Source organism: Ciceribacter sp. T2.26MG-112.2 (genome assembly GCF_900492205.1).
Lineage (GTDB): Bacteria > Pseudomonadota > Alphaproteobacteria > Rhizobiales > Rhizobiaceae > Allorhizobium > Allorhizobium naphthalenivorans_A.
Genome location: NZ_UEYQ01000008.1, coordinates 30,183 through 48,423 on the forward strand (window position 1 = coordinate 30,183; position 18,241 = coordinate 48,423).

Annotated in this window: 16 protein-coding genes; 15 read left to right on the plus strand and 1 reads right to left on the minus strand. The window is 63.6% G+C overall.

The features are described from left to right. Positions 1–78 precede the first annotated feature (78 nt). The 14 genes from DYZ14_RS13530 (at position 79) to DYZ14_RS13595 (ending at position 16,180) form a co-directional block, all read left to right on the plus strand. Positions 79–2,709, plus strand: coding sequence for a hypothetical protein (locus DYZ14_RS13530; protein ID WP_154721167.1), 2,631 nt, complete (start codon positions 79–81; stop codon positions 2,707–2,709). Next, complete coding sequence (neuB, locus tag DYZ14_RS13535) at positions 2,706–3,755, plus strand: N-acetylneuraminate synthase (RefSeq protein WP_154721168.1); 1,050 nt, start codon at positions 2,706–2,708, stop codon at positions 3,753–3,755. The genes DYZ14_RS13530 and neuB overlap by 4 nt, the downstream gene beginning before the upstream one ends. Continuing rightward, positions 3,752–4,399 (plus strand): acetyltransferase, encoded by a 648-nt coding sequence (locus tag DYZ14_RS13540; protein ID WP_154721169.1) that lies wholly within the window; start codon positions 3,752–3,754, stop codon positions 4,397–4,399. The genes neuB and DYZ14_RS13540 overlap by 4 nt, the downstream gene beginning before the upstream one ends. A gap of 3 nt (positions 4,400–4,402) precedes the next feature. Then, a complete protein-coding gene (locus DYZ14_RS13545; RefSeq protein ID WP_154721170.1) occupies positions 4,403–5,344 on the plus strand; it encodes a GNAT family N-acetyltransferase in 942 nt (313 codons plus the stop codon). 11 nt (positions 5,345–5,355) lie between these two features. Further along, the gene (gene neuC / locus DYZ14_RS13550) at positions 5,356–6,525 is read left to right on the plus strand and encodes a UDP-N-acetylglucosamine 2-epimerase (protein WP_154721171.1); all 1,170 of its coding nucleotides are present in this window, start codon (positions 5,356–5,358) and stop codon (positions 6,523–6,525) included. Then, entirely contained in the window at positions 6,525–7,208 is a 684-nt protein-coding gene (locus tag DYZ14_RS13555) for a PIG-L deacetylase family protein (protein ID WP_154721172.1), read from the plus strand. Before neuC ends, DYZ14_RS13555 begins: the two co-directional genes overlap by 1 nt. A 141-nt stretch (positions 7,209–7,349) precedes the next feature. Next, the gene (locus tag DYZ14_RS13560; protein ID WP_154721173.1) at positions 7,350–8,573 is read left to right on the plus strand and encodes a tetratricopeptide repeat protein; all 1,224 of its coding nucleotides are present in this window, start codon (positions 7,350–7,352) and stop codon (positions 8,571–8,573) included. Next, the gene (locus DYZ14_RS13565; protein ID WP_154721174.1) at positions 8,570–9,523 is read left to right on the plus strand and encodes a Gfo/Idh/MocA family oxidoreductase; all 954 of its coding nucleotides are present in this window, start codon (positions 8,570–8,572) and stop codon (positions 9,521–9,523) included. Before DYZ14_RS13560 ends, DYZ14_RS13565 begins: the two co-directional genes overlap by 4 nt. Then, a complete protein-coding gene (locus tag DYZ14_RS13570) occupies positions 9,508–10,497 on the plus strand; it encodes a Gfo/Idh/MocA family protein (RefSeq protein WP_195949953.1) in 990 nt (329 codons plus the stop codon). Before DYZ14_RS13565 ends, DYZ14_RS13570 begins: the two co-directional genes overlap by 16 nt. Continuing rightward, entirely contained in the window at positions 10,494–11,507 is a 1,014-nt protein-coding gene (locus DYZ14_RS13575; protein WP_154721176.1) for an NAD-dependent 4,6-dehydratase LegB, read from the plus strand. The genes DYZ14_RS13570 and DYZ14_RS13575 overlap by 4 nt, the downstream gene beginning before the upstream one ends. Position 11,508: 1 nt before the next feature. Further along, the gene (locus DYZ14_RS13580; RefSeq protein WP_154721177.1) at positions 11,509–12,684 is read left to right on the plus strand and encodes a LegC family aminotransferase; all 1,176 of its coding nucleotides are present in this window, start codon (positions 11,509–11,511) and stop codon (positions 12,682–12,684) included. Further along, positions 12,681–13,658, plus strand: a complete 978-nt coding sequence (locus DYZ14_RS13585; RefSeq protein WP_154721178.1) for an SGNH/GDSL hydrolase family protein — start codon at positions 12,681–12,683, stop codon at positions 13,656–13,658. Before DYZ14_RS13580 ends, DYZ14_RS13585 begins: the two co-directional genes overlap by 4 nt. A 94-nt stretch (positions 13,659–13,752) precedes the next feature. Further along, complete coding sequence (locus tag DYZ14_RS13590) at positions 13,753–14,475, plus strand: acylneuraminate cytidylyltransferase family protein (protein WP_154721179.1); 723 nt, start codon at positions 13,753–13,755, stop codon at positions 14,473–14,475. Between the two features lie 118 nt (positions 14,476–14,593). Then, positions 14,594–16,180, plus strand: coding sequence for an MBL fold metallo-hydrolase RNA specificity domain-containing protein (locus DYZ14_RS13595; RefSeq protein WP_154721180.1), 1,587 nt, complete (start codon positions 14,594–14,596; stop codon positions 16,178–16,180). Positions 16,181–16,201: 21 nt separating this feature from the next. On the opposite strand, the gene DYZ14_RS13600 is transcribed toward DYZ14_RS13595, so the two are convergent. After that, positions 16,202–16,564 (minus strand): YbaN family protein, encoded by a 363-nt coding sequence (locus tag DYZ14_RS13600; protein WP_154721181.1) that lies wholly within the window; start codon positions 16,562–16,564, stop codon positions 16,202–16,204. A gap of 360 nt (positions 16,565–16,924) precedes the next feature. On the opposite strand from DYZ14_RS13600, the gene DYZ14_RS13605 reads away from it, so the two are divergent. Next, the gene (locus tag DYZ14_RS13605; RefSeq protein ID WP_154721182.1) at positions 16,925–18,178 is read left to right on the plus strand and encodes an NAD(P)/FAD-dependent oxidoreductase; all 1,254 of its coding nucleotides are present in this window, start codon (positions 16,925–16,927) and stop codon (positions 18,176–18,178) included. Positions 18,179–18,241 lie beyond the last annotated feature (63 nt).

Sequence of the window (18,241 nt, forward strand, 5' to 3'; positions counted from 1 at the left end):
TCAGTTTCGGCTGTTTGTGACTACCGATGTAACCCGGTGCGGAACTGCGCGGGCATGTTTTCGAGAAGGAGGCCGGTGTTGAAATCAATTGTCGACTACCTGGGCGTGATCGAACGAAAGTTTTCCCGCTTCTCCCTGACAATCCTACTGGCACTGCTCGGGGCCAAGGCAGCTGGAAGCTATTTCATTCATTCTCCGATCGTCCGCAGGACGCAGGCCCGCATTCTCTGGTTCCATGAGCAGATCAGGTCGCGCAAAGGGCAGGATGCGGCCGACGCCTTCGCATTCGACTATCTGTCCGCCCGGCCGAGAGTTCAAGACTACAGCAATCTTCTGGTGGGCACGGGGGCCAATCGCCCCGGCACCGACAAGGTCGCAGCATCCCTCCCCGCTATCATTAAGACCGCCGCCAAGAGCGCCGATGCATCGGTGGCGCTGGTTTCCACCCTTCTCGATCGTGGCGACATCGAACTTGCACTCAAGGTGATCGCCGAGCACATGAATGACGCCCGCGTCAATTCATCGGTGGACTGGCCGTCCTTGCTTCTCTCACTGACCCCCAGGCCGCTCTTCGAGACAGGGACCCCTGGCCGCGGCCTGAGTAGCGTGAAGGACCTGAAGCCGCAGCCGAGCAAGAGCCGCCTCATCATCATGGATGAAGAACTGTCGCCGGCGGCGATCAAGAGCCTTGCGGCCGGAGCGGAAAAGATCACCCTGCTGCAATACCGGGATCTATACGGGCGGATCGACCTCAGCGCCATTCAGGCCGAAATTCCGGACTGCGAAATCAACGTCGAGCACGCTCGCTCTCGCGTGGACCGCTTCCACCAACGGTATTTCGAGCTTCACCAGAAGACCCTTGGCGCGGCGGAGGCATTGAGCAACAGTTTCATCGCGAACACGCCTTGGCTAGGCGAGCTTGTTCCAGCTCTCGAGGGCTTCGGCAAGGACCTGACGCTCGACCTCGCTGACAAGGTATTCTTCAAGGCATTGCGTCTCGAAGGGGTGTATCGGGCAGTCGTTGATCCGTCTTTCGACAGCGTGATCGTCTCGTTCGGTGACGGGTTTGAGCTGTACCGATTGTTCTATTCTGACGCCACGCTTTGGCGAGATCCGCGTATCACGGGCTGCTGCCGATCCCGCAAGATTAATACCGTGACAAAATTCGCCTCGCGCGTTTCTGAAATGCGACGACACGCGTCCGTCGGGAGTTCAGCGCCGATCCTTGCGCATATTGCCTCTCTGAAAGAAAGTGCAAGACCGGATGCCCATCACTCCGCGCCGGAAACCGTCAGGCAATATTTGGAGGCAGCAAGCAAGGTCTCGGCACCCACGACGACGAGTCATATGCCGAATCGCCAGACAATTGCGTTCATTGCGCAAGAGGGCCGCGCATATGGCCCAACCGCGTTCCAGATGGCAACGCATCTTCACGCCCGCTACAATGTCGACGTCATTCTCACTCTAGGAAGCGCGACCGGCCTGCAGAAATCTCTGGCGTTAGCACAGAAGGACCCATTTCTGGCGACGTCCGCAAAAGGCCGTCAGCCGGGCTATCTGAAGCTGGCAGCCCCGGCCCCCGACCGGGCGGCCATAAAGGCCTTCTCCGACCAGTTTAATGTAGTGGTAGACGACACGGTAAAGGCGCTGCTCTGGGCCAACCAGCAGGATCATGCGGTGTCTTCGGCAATTGATTTCCTGCTCACGGACGGATTGGCGCAAGCGATTTTGAACATTATGGGGAACGCTCGCGCTATTGCCGCGCTCTTCGAGCAACAAAATTACTCTGCCATCGCGATCTCCCCCGTGCGGACCCCGCGCAATGCGCAGTTCACCACGCTGGCGCGCGAAGCCGGAATACCGACTATCGCCGTCGAACCTCATTGCCTGAATGCCGCTTATTGCCGCTACGGCACGGTCCTCAGCGACTATGCAGCAGTCTATTCCGACTATTATACGGAGGAGTATGATCGGTACTTTGGCATACCCAAGAATCGCTGTTACCCGTTTGGCTCACCTCGAATCCTGCGGCCTCTCGGTTATGACCCGATCGCCTCGCGTCGGGAGGCACGTCGGCGGATAGGCCTGCATGAGGGTGATCCACCGGTGATCGCGGTGCCAACCCAGCCAATGCCTGCAGATCACATCCTTGCAGTCTGGAGGATGATTATACGTGCAGTCATGGCACTCGATATGCCGGTGCGTGTCATGCTGAAAACCCATCCCGAGGAAGGCTCCGGCCACGTCGATCGCTATCGTCAGGTCATTAGTGAGGAGAATGCCACGCAAGTCTGCTTCGTGGCCGACGTCGACATCAAGGACCTGCTGATCGCCAGCGAACTTGTGCTTACGGCCTACAGCGTCACGGCCTTGGAAGCGGTGGTGCTGGAGCGTAACGTGGCGATCGTCGGCAGGGCCGGGGTTGTCTATCCCACGGAATACGACAAAATCCTCGGCATTCCTTTTTGCGGCACCGAGCAGGAGACGAAGACCGCCATCCTCGAGGCCATGACCTTGGGCAGAGATGCCAAGTCCGGTGCAAAGGACTTCATGGCGAAGAATCCCCATCTGTTCGACAATTCGACCTTCGATCGCCTGACCACTATCATCGCGGACGTTATTGCCAAGGGCCGCGAAGGCATCCGCCGCCACGAGGACCTGCCCGCCTCCCTTTTCGTAACCGCCCCTTTCCAAGAGTATCTGGTATGAACAAGTCATTTTCCATCGCTGATAGAAGCATAGGCCGGAACCACCCTTGTTTCATCATCGCCGAGATCGGCGTGAACCATAACGGCGATCCGGAGCTCGCGGCAAAGCTCGTCACCGCGGCGCGCGACGCCGGTGCCGATGCGGTGAAGTTCCAGACGTTCCGGGCGGACCGGCTGGTGGTGCGCGCCACGCCAACGGCCGCCTACCAGAAGGCCAATACCAACCTGACCGATCAGCACGCCATGCTCTCCGCGCTGGAACTCAGCGAAGAGGCCCATCTCGTTCTCCTCGAGCAGTGCCGTGCGGAAGGCATCATCTTCCTCTCCTCGCCCTTCGACGTTGAGAGCATCGACATGCTCGACCGGCTCGACGTGCCCGCGTTCAAGGTGCCGTCGCCCGACTGCATTTCCCAGTCCTACCTGGCGCATATGGGCGCCAAGCGGCGCCCGGTCATACTCTCCACCGGCATGTGCGACCTCGAGGAGGTTGCCTTCGGCGTGGAGACGCTGCGCAAGGCCGGCAGCGAGGATATCGCGCTCCTGCACTGCACGAGCTGCTATCCGGCACCGTCCGACGAACTCAATCTGCGGGTCATTCCCGCGCTTGCCGACGTGACCGGATTGCCGGTGGGTTATTCCGACCACTCGGACGGGATCGCCGTTTCGATCGCAGCGGTGGCGCTTGGTGCCTGCGTCATCGAAAAGCACATGACGCTTGACCGCAACCTGCCCGGCCCTGACCACAAGGCGTCCCTGGAACCGACCGAATTCGCCGCGATGGTCGCCGGCATCCGCAGCGTCGAACAGGCGCTCGGAAGCCCGGTGAAGGCACCCCAGCCCTGCGAGGCCTCGGCGCGGCAACTCGGCCGGCGGAGCGTCGCCGTCTCCCGCAATCTCGCGGCCGGCCACAGGCTCACGGCCGAGGATCTCACGCTGCTGCGTCCCGGCACCGGCCTGCCCCCTCGAATGGAGGGACTGGTCGTCGGTCGCACGCTTCGCCGCGACATCGCCGAGAATACCTTGCTCGCGCTTGAGGATCTGGCATGACGCGAGCGAACCGACTGATCCTGCTGGGAGCCGGCGGCCATGCCAAGGTCATCGCCGAACTCGCCCGCGCGGCGGGCTGGGAGATCGCCGGCTTCCTCGCTCCCCGCAGCGAACGGGGCGAGGAAAATCTTGGCGCTCCGCTGCTCGGCAACGGTGCCGATCTGACCGCGGACCCGTCCTGGCTTGAACAGAACGACCTGTTTCCGGCGATCGGCGAGGGCGAGATCCGCTGGCGCGAATTCGTGCGGCTCGCCGCAGCCGGCGCGCGCGTGCCTTCGTTGATCCATCCGAGCGCGATCGTCTCGCCCTCGGCACGGATCGAAGCAGGTGCCGTCGTGATGGCCGGCGCCATCATCCAGGCCGACAGCGTGGTCGGTCCTGCTGCGATCATCAATACCGGGGCGCAAGTGGATCATGACTGCACGATCGGCGCCGGCTCGATGATCGCGCCTGGGGCGGTGTTGTGTGGCGCCGTCCACGTCGGAGACCACGCATTTGTTGGCGCGGGCGCTGTCCTGGTCCCCGGCATTCACATTGGCAGGGGCGCCTTTGTCGGTGCCGGAACCACTGTCGTCAACGACCTCAGCGAGGGGACCCAACTCAAGGCCTCGCGGCGATCGCAGGTCGCCCCGATAGCGGAGTAGAGGATGTTTGAGTTTCGACCCTACCGAAGCGGGGATGAGCCGGCGATTACGGCCCTGTTCGAGATCGTCTTCGGTCGCCCGATGAGCCTTGAATTCTGGCGGTGGCGCTTCCTCGACCACCCGGCCGGCGGCCCGCTCGTCATGCTCGCTTTCGCCGAAGGCACGCTGGTTGGTCATTATGCGGCGAGCCGGGCGCCCCTCAGCCTTAATGGGGAATACCACCCCGCCGCTCTTTCGATGACGACGATGACCCATCCGGACTGGCGGGGCCGTCGGCTGTTCGAGAAGACAGCCGAAGCGCTCTACGCCACGCTTCCGGCGCAGGAGATCGCGGCGGTCTATGGCTTTCCCAACCCGGCCGTGCATGCCCTTCGCATCATGCGGGCCGGCTGGTATGACAGTTACGAGGTCCCGACGCTCACGCTCGACATGGCTTCGCTGCGTCATCCGGCTCAACCAGACCCCGCCGTCCGCATCGCCGAGCGCATCGACGCACGGTTCGGACGCTTCTTCGCCAAGGTCGCCCCCGACCTGCCGATCGCACCGCACCGCGACAGCGAAATCCTGGCCTGGCGGATCGATCGCAATCCCGACAACATCTATAGGCGTTACGTGCTGGAGGAGGGCGACGAGATTGCCGGTTATGCGCTGACCAAGGCCTATGGCGCGGACATGCTCGATCTCGTGGAACTGCGCGCCGCAAGCGGGGCCGCGGCCCGTGCGCTGATCAACACCGTTGCCGCAGATGCGGCCGCCTCCGGTCGCACGCGCATCGCCACCTGGTGCCTGCCCAACGACCTGCACCGCCTGCCGCTCGAAATGGCTGGCTTCAAGGCGTCGGCGCCCGTTACCTATTTCGGCGGCAGAACCTTCACGCCCCTTCCCGCCGACCTGACCGACGGCCGCCTCTGGCGCCTCTCCATGCTGGATTCCGATCTCTACTGAACGAAAGCAATATGACCAGAACAGTCCATTTCCTGACCGGAATTCGCTCCGAATACGATATTCTCGCCCCGATCATCGCGGCCGTGGACGCACAGCCGGACCTCGATGCCGGCGTGATCGTCACCGGAGCGCACTTGACCGGACTGCACGGCCAATCCGTCCGCCAGATCGAGGCCGACGGCTATCGCATCGCCGCCCGCATTGATTCGCTGCTCGCCTCCGATGGCCTGGGCGGGCGGGTGAAGGGCATGGCGCTGCAACTGGCCGGCCTGACCGACCTGTTCGCCCGAGAGCGTCCGGACTTCCTCGTTGTGATGGGCGACCGCGAGGAGGTCATGACCGGCGCCGTAGCGGCCATCTATCACCACATCCCGGTCGTCCATGTCGGTGGCGGCGACCATGCCGACGACGGCAATGTCGACAATCTCGTCCGCCACGCCGTGTCGAAGATGGCCCATCTCCACATGGCGACCACGGAGCTCAGCGGCCAGCGCCTGCGCCAGCTGGGAGAGGAGCCCTGGCGCATCCACGTCACCGGCGCCTCCGGCCTCGACCGGATCATCGCCACCCCGGACATGACACGTGACGAACTCGAGACCGCACTCGGCGTCGACTGGCATGGCGAGCCCTATGCGGTGCTGCTCTACCATCCGACGATCACCGACTTTTCCGAAGCGCGCTCCCACATGGCGTCGATCACGCGCGTGCTCGAGGCGAGCGGCCTGAACATTGCGGTGATGGCCCCCAATTCCGACCCCGGCAACCAGGCGATCACCCTGGAGATCGACGCGCTGATTGCCCGCTGCCCGAAGGCCAAGGCCTTCACCTTCCTCGAACGCAAGGTGTTCATCAACATGCTGCGCCATGCGCGCGTGATGGTGGGCAATTCGTCCGCCGGCATCCTCGAAGCGCCGAGCATGGGCCTGCCGGTGGTCAATATCGGCATCCGCCAGAGAGGGCGCGAGCACGGCGACAACGTGATCTTCACCGACTACGATGCCGGGGAAATCGCCGCGGCCATTGCCAGGGCCACGATGGACGAAGGTTTCCGTGCGCTGGTCGCGCAGCGGCGCACGCCTTATGGCGACGGCAAGGCCGGGCAGCGGATCGCCGAGGTCTTGCGCACTGTCGAATTGGGCCGTGGCCTGCTCGATAAGAAATGGGTTCAGGGAGTACGATAATGCTGTTGGAAAGCGGAAATGGACCGATCCTGGTCATTGCCCCTCATCCGGACGATGAGACACTCGGTGCCGGTGGCCTCCTGCTGCGCGCCCGCGCGGCCGGACGTCCGATCCACTGGCTGATCGTCACCGGCATCACCACAGAACAGGGCTGGCCGGCCGAGAAGGTCGCTCGTCGCGAAACCGAGATCGACGCGGTGGCCAAGGCCTTCGGCTTTGCCGGCGTCCACCGCCTCGACCTACCGTCCGCCAAGCTCGAAACCCTTGCCCTCGGCGAGGTGATCGGCGGCATCGGCAAGATCGTCAATGAGGTCAAGCCGGAGATTATCCTCGTTCCGCATCGCGGCGATGCCCATTCGGACCACCACGTGGTCCATGCGGCGGCGACGGCCTGCGCAAAATGGTTCCGTTACCCTTCGGTGCGCTGGACGCTGGTCTACGAGACACTGTCCGAAACCGATGCGGGTCTATTTGCCGCTGATCCGTTCCTTCCCAACATCTTCGTCGATATCAGCGAACAGTTGGAGGAGAAGCTGCGCATTACCAAGATGTTCAATGACGAGATCGGCGAATTCCCCTTCCCCCGCAGCCTCGAGGCCATCCGGGCGCTGGCGATGACACGGGGAGCGGCATCGGGAACGAAAGCGGCGGAGGCCTTCATGCTGTTGCGCGGCCGGTTCTGAACAACGCGTTGCGGCGGGACCAGCGTCTCTCCGCCTCGCCTAAACCTTGCCACTCATCGAGGCATCCACTAAGCCTTTGATCGTTACCAGCGCGCCAAGAGGACATTCAAGCGGCGCAGGCAACAGGATTTCCGGAATCACATGCTTTCTACTTTTCCGCATATGCATCGCGAGCTTGGACTGGAGGGCGGATTGCGCAAGATCGGTCAGACCGTTCGCTGGTGGATGGAGGGCGCGCCGGGCCGGTTGAGCCGCAAGCGTTACGTGCGTCTCTATCAGCAGGGTCAGTTCGAGGAGGCCGCACTGGCCTTGCGGCAGGCCCTCGAGGCAACGCCGGACGACGCGCAATTGATGTTACAGGTGGCGAACCTTTCACGCTTCGGCCTGCTGCCCCTCGAAGAGGCCCTGTCGCTGCTGCGGCGTATCGCTACGAAGGCGCCGCACGCCGCTGCCCGGCAGGCACTCGTCAGCATGATCAATCTGCTGTGGGAGCGCAGGGGTGCTGACGCGGCCATGGAATGGTTCGCGCCTCTGGTTGGCGATGAAAAGACGACGGCGCGTCTCCTTTTGCGGGCCGCAGCGCTTGCCCATGAGGCCGGAGAAACGAGGAAGGCATTTGACCTGCTGAACCGGGTTGGCCACAACGATCCGGCGGCCCTGCCGTCGATGGGCTATCTCGATCTGATCCTCGCGATCGCTGACGATGGCGCGGCGGAACTTCCCCAGGCCGGACGGGCGCGCGCCGTTGCCGCCCACCTGTCCCGTTTCGAAGGGACGTTCACACAGATGATTGCGGGCACCGCCGGACATGTGGCGGTCGTTGCCAACGGACCGTCCCTCGAAGGTCTGGCGCTCGGTCGCATCATCGATTCGCACCAGCTCGTCGTTCGCTTCAACAACCACGCCGCAAAACCGGGATCCGCCGATCAGGGGGAGCGGACGAACATCTGGTTCCGGCCGACCGAATTTACCCACGTGCCGATGCGCGAGGCGCCTGCTCCCGAACTCATGGCGCTCACCGGCTGTAACATCCGAAACCGGTATTCCAACGGACTACAAGTGCTCGAACCCTATGTGCACGCAGAGCTGCCGGTCGAACTGGTGCCGAAGGAACTGTATGCCCGTCTGTTCGCTGCCCTCGACGCCTCGCCAAGTGCTGGCCTGATCGGGCTTGCGTGGACCCATGAGGCGGTGGGAAGAAAATTGTCACCCGCACAGGTTTTCGGCTATTCCCTGGGCCGCAATACTTCCGCCGTCTCGCATTATTATGGTAAGCGCCATACAAGCTCCTGGCCCAGCCGCCATAATTGGCAGGCGGAACATAGTCTCTTCCAGTCACTGATAAGCGAGGTCATCTCCGCGTGATTCCAACAATCCTGGTCGTTGGCTGCGGCAATATCGGACGCCGCCACATTGAAGCGCTTGCCGCCGCGGGCCGGCCAATGCGGGTGATCGGCATAGAGCCCGGCGAGGGCGCACGCGCCCAGGCCGCGGCACTCGTTGCCCCTTTTACCAATGGATCAACGGTGCTTGCCGACATGGACGGCGTGCCGGATGTCGCGGATCTGGCGATCATCGCCACCTCGGCGGCCCATCGCCGGTCGGCCTTCGAGGCACTGTTGTCACGCTGCACACCGAAAGCGGTTATTTTCGAGAAGGTGCTTTTCACCACACGCGCGGACCTGGACGCCGTCGGCCAGATGCTGGCTGCGCGGGCAATCCCCGCCTTCGTCAATTGCGGCCGCCGCGGCTTTCCCGCCTATGACCGGCTGCGCGATCAGCTGGCGGGCCGGCGCGGCCTGTCGATGGAGGTCACCGGCCCCGGCTGGAACCTCGGCTCTAATGCCATCCATTTCATCGACCTTGCCGAGCATGTTCTTGGGGACCGGACCGTCGCGCTGGACGAAACCGGTCTCGACCCCAAGCCGGAGCCGGCACGCATCGCGGGATGCGTCGACCTGTTCGGCACGCTGCGCGGCAAGCTGGCAGGCGGCGGCACAATTGCCATCACCCAGGAGCGCGCTCCGGGCGAACCGGTTTCGATCACCTTTTTCGGCGACGGGGAAAGCTGGCGGGTGGAGGAAGGCGCGAAAAGGCTCGTTCATCGCAATGCGGCCGGCGAAGAGAACGTGCAGGTTTTCGAACCGCTGTTCGTCAGCGGCATGCCCCATCTCTATACCGAAATTCTCGACGGCAAGGGATGTCGCCTGACGCCCTACGAACAGTCGGCAGCGCAGCACGCGCTGTTCCTCGACGTGTTTCGCCGGCGTCTCGATCTTTCCAACTCGGAGGACGTGCCTTGCCCGATCAGCTGACCACCTTGCTCCTCGTCGGGACCGGCGCGATGTCGGGCGCCTATGCCAAGGTGCTGAAGGCGCTCGGCCAGCCCTTTTTCGCAGCCGGTCGCGGCGCAGAGCGCGCCGAAGCCTTTGCCCGGGAATGGGGCGTCGAGGCGGACCACGGCCCGCTGACCGAGCAGATCGCACGGTTCAAGACCGTTCCGCAAACCGCGATCGTCGCCGTCAGCGCCGTCAATCTTGCCGAAGCGACGGCTCAACTCATCAAGGCCGGCGTGCGCCGCCTGCTGGTGGAAAAGCCGGTCGCCCTCAATCAGGCCGATGCCGAAAAGCTGGACGCCCTCGCACGCGATGCGGGCGCCGAAGTCCATGTGGCCTACAATCGCCGTTTCTATGCGTCGGTCGAGGCCGCCCGGAAGATCATCGACGCCGATGGCGGCGTGCTGTCGGTCAAGTTCGACTTCACCGAGGCACGTACGCGAATCGAGGCGCTGGACAAGGATCCGGCCGAGCTTGCCGGCTGGCTCTACGGCAATTCGACCCATGTGATCGATCTCGCCTTCTTCCTCGGGGGGCACCCGAAGACGATATTCGCCCAGAGCCGCGGCGGGCTTGGCTGGCACCCGTCCGGAGCGATCTTCACCGGCTGCGGCACGACCGACAAGGGCGCCGATTTTTCCTACCATGCCAACTGGCTCGCGCCGGGTCGCTGGGGCGTCGAGGTGATGACGGCCAAGAGCCGGCTCGTCCTGCAGCCCATGGAGCAGCTGTTCCTGCAGAACCAGCAGAGTTTCGCCGTGGAAGCCGTGGCGATCGACGACGCCCTGGACAAGGAATTCAAGCCAGGCCTCTACCGGCAGACGGAAGCGTTCCTGTCCGGCAAGCCCGATCCCCGCCTGATGAGCCTGTCGGAACAGGCCAAGGCTTTCAAGGACTACACCGTCATCCGCGACGGCAACATCTCGAACTTCGAAGGAGACATCCGGTCATGAGCAACCTGTCTGGCAAAACCATCCTCGTGACCGGCGCCGACGGCTTCATCGGCTCGCATCTGGTCGAGCATCTGGTGCGCCAGGGCTTCAAGGTCCGCGCCTTCTCGCTCTACAACAGCTTCGGTACCTGGGGCTGGCTCGATCGCGTCGCGCCCGACGTGCAGGGCTCGTTCGAAGTGTTCAGCGGCGACATTCGCGATCCGAACGGGGTGGCGACCGCCATGCGCGGCTGCGATGTCGTGCTGCATCTGGCGGCCCTGATCGCCATTCCCTATTCCTACCATTCGCCCGACACCTATATCGACACGAACATCAAGGGCACACTCAACGTGCTGCAGGCGGCGCGCCTCTTGGAAACCGAGCGGGTCGTGCACACCTCGACCAGCGAAGTCTACGGCACCGCCCAGTTCGTTCCGATCACCGAGGAACACCCGCTGGTCGGCCAGTCGCCCTACTCGGCCTCGAAGATCGGCGCGGACCAGCTGGCGCTGTCGTTCTACCGCTCGTTCGGCACACCGGTCACCGTAATCCGCCCGTTCAACACCTTCGGCCCGCGCCAGTCGACGCGCGCCGTGCTGCCGACGATCATCACCCAGCTCGCCGCGGGCAAGAAGGAAGTCCGCCTCGGCAAGCTCAGCCCGACGCGCGACTTCACCTACGTCGCCGATACCGTCAAGGCCTTCCAGGCCATGGCCGAAAGCCCGAACGTGCTGGGCGAAGTGGTCAATTTCGGCAGCGGCTTCGAGATCTCGATCGAGAACGCGGTCAGCACCATCATCGACATCATGGGCGTGAACGCCCAGATCGTTTCCGAAGAACAGCGCCAGCGCCCGGAACTGAGCGAAGTCGATCGCCTGTGGGCCGGTATCGACAAGGCCAAGCGCCTGACCGACTGGAAGCCCGGCTATTCGGGCCACGAGGGCTTTGCCCGCGGCATTCGCGAAACGATCGAATGGTTCAGCAATCCGAGCAATCTGGCCCTGTACAAGGCCGACACCTACGGAATCTGACATGGCAAACCTGGATATCGCACGCGCCGTCCAAATCCTGCGCGAGACCGCCGCCCCCGACGGCCAGTCCGTCGTCCTGCACGAGCCGCGCTTCGCCGGGGCGGAGTGGGAATATGTCAAGGACTGCCTCGACACCGGCTGGGTCTCGTCGGTCGGCGCCTATGTCGACCGCTTCGAGAAGGAGCTGGCGGAGGCCTTCGGCGTTCGCCGCGCCATCGCCGCCGTCAACGGCACGGCCGCCCTGCACATCGCCCTAATGCTCGCCGGCGTCAAACCCGGCGACGAGGTTCTGATCCCGGCACTGACCTTCGCGGCAACCGCCAATGCGGTCGCCTATTGCGGTGCCATTCCCCACTTCGTCGACAGCACCATGGAAACGCTCGGGCTCGATCCCGAAGCGCTCGACGCCTGGCTTTCGGAGATTGCCGAACCGGGGGCAGACGGTCCGGTCAACCGCAAGACCGGCCGCCGGCTGGCCGCCGTCGTGCCGATGCACGCCTTCGGTCATCCGATGGCGATCGACCGGCTGCTCGAGGTCTGCGAAAAATGGGGCATTCCGGTCGTCGAGGACGCCGCGGAATCGCTCGGAACCCTGTCGAACGGGCGCCCGCTCGGCGGGCGCGGCCTGGTCGGCATCACCAGCTTCAACGGCAACAAGATCATCACCACCGGCGGCGGCGGCGCGATCCTGACCAATGACGAGGAACTCGGCGCGCGCGCCAAGTATCTGACGACGACCGCCAAGCGGCCGCATCGCTGGGCATTCTGGCACGACGAACTGGGCTACAACTACCGCCTGCCCAATCTCAACGCCGCGCTCGGCTGCGCGCAGCTGCAACAGCTGCCGACCTTCCTCGCCGCCAAACGGCGTCTGGCCGAGCGCTACAAGCAGGCCTTCGACGGGATCGAGGGCCTTCGCTTCTTCGTCGAACCGGAGGGCGCCAAGAGCAATTACTGGCTGAACGCCGTGATCCTCGACGACGCCGCGCAACGGGACGACTTCCTGGCTGCCACCAACGATGCCGGCCTGATGACCCGTCCCTGCTGGGCGCTGATGTGCGACCTGCCGATGTACGAGACGAGCCCGTCCATGCCCCTGCCCGTCGCCCGCGCCATCGAGCAGCGACTGGTCAACATCCCCAGCAGCGCCGTCCTTGCCCTGGAGCCCGCCGAATGAACGAGATGACGCGACCGAATTTTGCGGATCTGGGTTATCCTGGCGCGATCGAGTTCGCCATCGACGCCGCCAATGCTGCTGCCACGAAGGGTGAGCTCGATGAGGCGGTGCGGTGGTTCGACCTGTGCCGCACGCTTCTGACCACGTCTACGCCGGCAGTAAAACTGAAGTTGCGCGTCGACTCCAACATGCAGACCATCTGCGACGAGACAAAACGCTGTCACGAAGCGCTGCTGAATCGCTCGGCGAGCGATGCCGATACGCGCATGGTCATCATCGGGGACTCGCTGGCCCTGCCGCGCCCGGAGGAGATGGAAAACTTCCCGGCCTGCCTGGACCAGGCTTATCCAGGGGTGGTGTTGAACCGCCTGCAGTCTGCCGGGGACGACCGCAGGGTCAGCGTCTGGGCCCACTGCCAGCGGTATTTTTCGACGAGCGATGCGGTCGAATTGCTGGAGAAAGATCCGGACATCCTGACAGGCGCGCATGTCCTGTTGCATCTGGGCCTGAATGATGCGGCTCTGCGCATGTTCATGGAGAACCAGCGTCTGGCCATTGCGCTGCTGCCGCCGGCCATTTCCGACAAGGTGCTGGCGTTCAGCCGCCAATACCGCAAGGAAATCATCAAGGCCTTTCCCGGCTTCTGCTACGTGCCCGTGCCGCAATACCGCGCCAATCTGCATCGCATCGCATCCATCGCCCAGGACGCCGGTGCGGCCAGCCTGTCCTTCACCACCGTCATCGTCGTCCCGTGGAAGTTCTGGCCGGCGACACCGGGTGTCTGTCACAATTTCACCACCTACAATCTGGCGATGATGGATGTCGCATTGCAGGTCGGCGCCAATGTCTTGGATGTCGACCGGCTCATGTGGCAGAACAATGTGGTGCGGACCCTGAACAAGGACGGCATGCACCTTTCACCGGTCGGCCACGAGCTCCTGGCCGATGCCTGGATCAAGCAGGTGCTCGGCTGATCCTGGTTCACCGATGGCGATCCGCCGCCGCGTTTGCCCCGGACAGGGATCACGTCACCTCACGCATATCGTTTTCCGATAGGACTTTACCGTCATGACAAGCACAGCTTCATCCCCCAAATTCGTCTGCACGATCTGCGCGCGCGGCGGTTCGAAAGGCGTGCCGGGCAAGAACATCCGCATGCTGATCGACAAGCCGCTCATTGCGCACACCATCGCCCAGGCAAAGGCCACCGGTCTTTTCGAGGCGGTGGCCGTCAGCAGCGACAGCCCCGAGATTCTCGAGGTCGCCGGTCAATACGGTGCCGACATCCTGATCCGGCGTCCGGACGAGCTGGCAACCGACGAATCGGGGAAACTGCCCGCCATCCTTCACGCGCTCGGTGAAGTCGAACGTCAGCTCGGCTTCGAAGCCGACTACCTCATCGACCTGGACGCCACTTCGCCCTTGCGTTTTCCCGAAGACATCAAGGCCTGCGCCGATATCCTGACGGAGACCGGATGCAGCTGCGTGCTGACGGGTTATCCCGCGCATCGCTCGCCCTATTTCAACCTTCTGGAACGGGCCAAGGACGGCAGCATTTCTCTCAGCAAGCAGCTTCCCGATCCCGTGCTGCGCCGGCAGGACAGCCCTGAATGCTTCGACATGAACGGCTCCGTCTACGGGTGGAAGCGCGAAGCCCTGAAGGTGGACCCGGGCATCTTCTATCCCGACACGAAGCTCTACGTCATGCCACGCGACCGCTCGATCGATGTCGACGAGGAACTCGATTTCGACATCATCCGCATGATCATGGAACGGCGCGCCAGCAATTAGTCTGGCTGCCGATTGGCGGCAGGCCTCAAATAGATATAGGTTCCACTACGGCGTACCCGTGGTGGACCCTTGCCGGACACTGTCGGGAGACCGCCGCAGACAGATCAGGATCAGCCCCATGACCAGCCATCCCGTCCTTCGTTTCCATGGCGCCGCCGGTACGGTGACGGGGTCGTGTTTCCTTATCGATCTGGGCCAGGCGAAGGTGCTGGTCGATTGCGGCATGTTCCAGGGGTCGAAGAGCGAAAAGGAACTGAACTACCGCGCGTTTCCCTTTGTCGCCTCCGAGATCGACGCGGTCATCCTGACCCATGCGCATATCGACCATTCCGGCCTGTTGCCGAAACTTGCCAAGGCCGGCTTTGACGGACCGATCTTTGCCACGCGGGGCACCGTCGATCTCTGCTCGGTGATGCTGCCGGATTCGGCGCATATCCAGGAAAGTGAAGTCGACCAGCTCAACCGCCGCAACCAGCGCCGTGGCCGCGACACCGTCGAGCCGATCTACGATGCGGCGGACGCCGCCCGTGCGGTGACGATGATGCGCAGCGTGCCGCTGAAGAACTGGCAACAGGCGGTGGAGGGCGTGCGCTTCCGCTTCTGGAATGCCGGCCACCTGCTCGGCTCGGCCTCGGTCGAAATGGAGATCGAGACCCGCGACAAGACACTGCGGCTGATGTTTTCAGGCGATATCGGCCCGAGCCACAAGCTGCTGCAATATGATCCGGAGGCACCGCAGGATTTCGACTACGTGATCTGCGAGAGCACCTATGGCGACACCGATCGCGAGATCGTCGACGAGCGGGCCAGGCGCCATGCGCTGGAAGCGGAAGTGCGCATGGCGGCCAATCCGAACGGCGCGCTGCTGATCCCGTCCTTTGCCGTCGAGCGCACCCAGGAACTGCTGGCCGATCTCGTCCAGTTGATGCGCAGCGGCGCGATCGAGACCTGCCCGATCCTGATCGATTCGCCGCTCGCCACCCGTGCCAGCGAGATCTTCCACCGTCATTCGCGGGAGTTGGAGAACGGCAAGCTGCTGGCCGAGGCGATGGAGGCGCGCAATGTACGCTTCACCGAGACGGTCGAGCAGTCGAAGGCGATCGACAACATGCGCGGCTTCCACATCGTCATTGCGGCGTCGGGCATGTGCGACGCCGGCCGCATCCGCCACCGGCTGAAGAACTGGCTGTGGCGCGAGGAGGGAACCGTGCTTCTGGTCGGCTACCAGGCCACCGGCACGCTCGGCCGGATTCTCCAGGACGGCGCCTCGACCGTGCGCATCCAGGGCGACGAGATCACGGTTCGGGCCCGCATCCGCGAACTCGACATTTATAGCGGCCATGCCGACGGCCGCGAACTCACCGAATGGGTGAAGGGCCGCCAGCCGATCCGCGCGGGAACCTTCCTCGTCCACGGTGAAGAAAGCGCGCTTGCCGCGTTCAGCCAGCGTCTGGCCGGTTTCCTGCCGCCCGAGCGCATCATGGTGCCGCATATCGACGGTGCCTTCGAACTGACGGCCGACGGAGCCGTGGACATCTCCGAAACGAGACCGCCGCGCATCGATCCGGCCCGCCCCGGCCACAAGGACTGGCACAACGACCTGCAGTCGCTTGTGCTCGACCTGCAGGACGAACTGGCCAAGGCCGGCGACGACAAGGCACGGGCAGTGATCATCCGGCGGCTGCGCCGCGCGCTGGGCGAATAGCGGGTAACAGGTGCTGACGGCTCAGTTGCTCGGCATCGGTCGGGTGAGAACGAAAGCGGCGCAGGCCACCAGGATCGCCCCGACCAGAAGCTTCAGCCAGAGCTGCGGCGGACCGGCGAACCAGACGATGAGATAGCTCGCCGTCATCAACGAGACCGAGGCGATCTTGGCATTGCGCGAGATCGCTCCCTGCCGGCGCCAGTCGATCAGCGGCTGGCCATAGCGCGGATGGTCGAGCAACCATTGCTCGAAACGCGGCGAGGAGCGGGCAAAAAGCGCGGCGGCCAAGATCATGAAGGGCGTCGTCGGCAAGACCGGCAGGAAGACGCCGACCACACCGATCCCGACCATCAGCCAGCCGCCCGCCAGCATCAGCATGCGCATTGCGTCTCTCCGTCAATTCCGCCGCGGTCCCTTATGGTCCGGCCGCTGCGACAATAGTTGATACACAATAGCAAGAAATCAATATGCTGGCATGGGCCATGAACGCGGTAAAATGCAGCAGCCGGGTCCCCTCGCTCCCTCACGCCGGAACCTCGGCCGGAACCGGGCCGCCCCCGTTTGGGTCGCATACGACCAACACGCCGCAGCCACAGGCGGCGATCCCGATCGGCACTCCAGCTCGGCGTTCCACATTTCTGCAACGCGGGCCGGAATTCGCCAATTGCGGCAATTTTTCATTTGCACAACAAGGGGCGCGATTGCATGGTCCGGGTTTCTTCATCCAGACGGAATTCAAGGACCATGACTGCAGATACCATCGTTCTCGGCGCCGGCATTGTCGGTGTTTCCACTGCCATTCACCTGGCGCGTCGTGGAAGGTCGGTGGTTCTAATCGATCGCCGCACTCCGGGCGAGGAAACCTCCTTCGGCAATGCCGGCCTGATCCAGCGCGAAGGCGTCGTTCCTTATGGCTTCCCCCAGAATCTCGGTCTGATCCTGCGCTACGGCCTGAACAACCGCATCGACGCGCACTACCACATCCAGGCGATGCTGAAGCTCGTGCCGTTCCTGTCGCGCTACTGGTGGCATTCGAACAAGTCACGCCACGAGGCGATCGCGCGCGCCTATGCGCCGCTGATCGAGAACTCGATCAGCGAACACAAGGACCTGGTCGAGGCCGCCGGCGCCGAGCACCTGATCCGCAAGGACGGCTGGGTCGAGGCCTTCCGCAGCAACAGCGTGCGCGATACCGAGTTCGCCGAGGCCGACCGTCTCGTCCGCGAATATGGCATCAGCTACACCCGTCTCGACAAGGCGGAACTCGCCAAGGCCGAGCCGCATCTCAGCCGCGATTTCATCGGCGGCCTGAAATGGAACGATCCGTGGTCCGTGCGCGATCCACATGGCCTGACGGCGGCTTATCTCAAATATTTCGAGAGCCTCGGCGGCCGTTTCGTCACCGGCGACGCGACCACGCTTTCGCCCCGCGCCAGCGGCGCCGGCTGGCAGGTCAAGACGGACGAGGGCCTGGTCGAAGGCAAGGAGGTCGTTCTGGCGCTCGGTCCCTGGGCGGAGGAAGTCACCCGCAAGCTCGGCTACAAGTTCCTGCTCGGCGTCAAGCGCGGCTACCACATGCACTATGCTCCCGCCGGCAATGCCAAGCTCAACAATTGGCTGATGGACAAGGAGCGCGGCTATTTCCTTGCGCCGATGAACAAGGGAATTCGTCTGACCACCGGCGCGGAATTCGCCTATCGTGATGCGCCGAAGTCGCCGGTCCAGCTCGATCGCGCCGAACGGGTAGCCCGCACCATCTTCCCGCTCGCCGAGCGCCTGGATGCCGAGCCGTGGATGGGCGCACGCCCCTGCACGCCGGACATGATGCCGATCATCGGCAAGGCGCCGCGCCACCAGGGCGTCTGGTTCGCCTTCGGTCACGCCCATCATGGCCTCACCCTTGGCCCGGTCACCGGTCGCCTGATCGCCGAGGCGATGACGGGGGAAAAGCCGTTCCTCGACATCTCGGCCTATCGACCGGAGCGCTTCAACCCGTAAAGCCTTCCCCGACATCCGCAGGATGAAAACCCGTGCCCCCGGTCCCGACAACAGGCCGGGGGC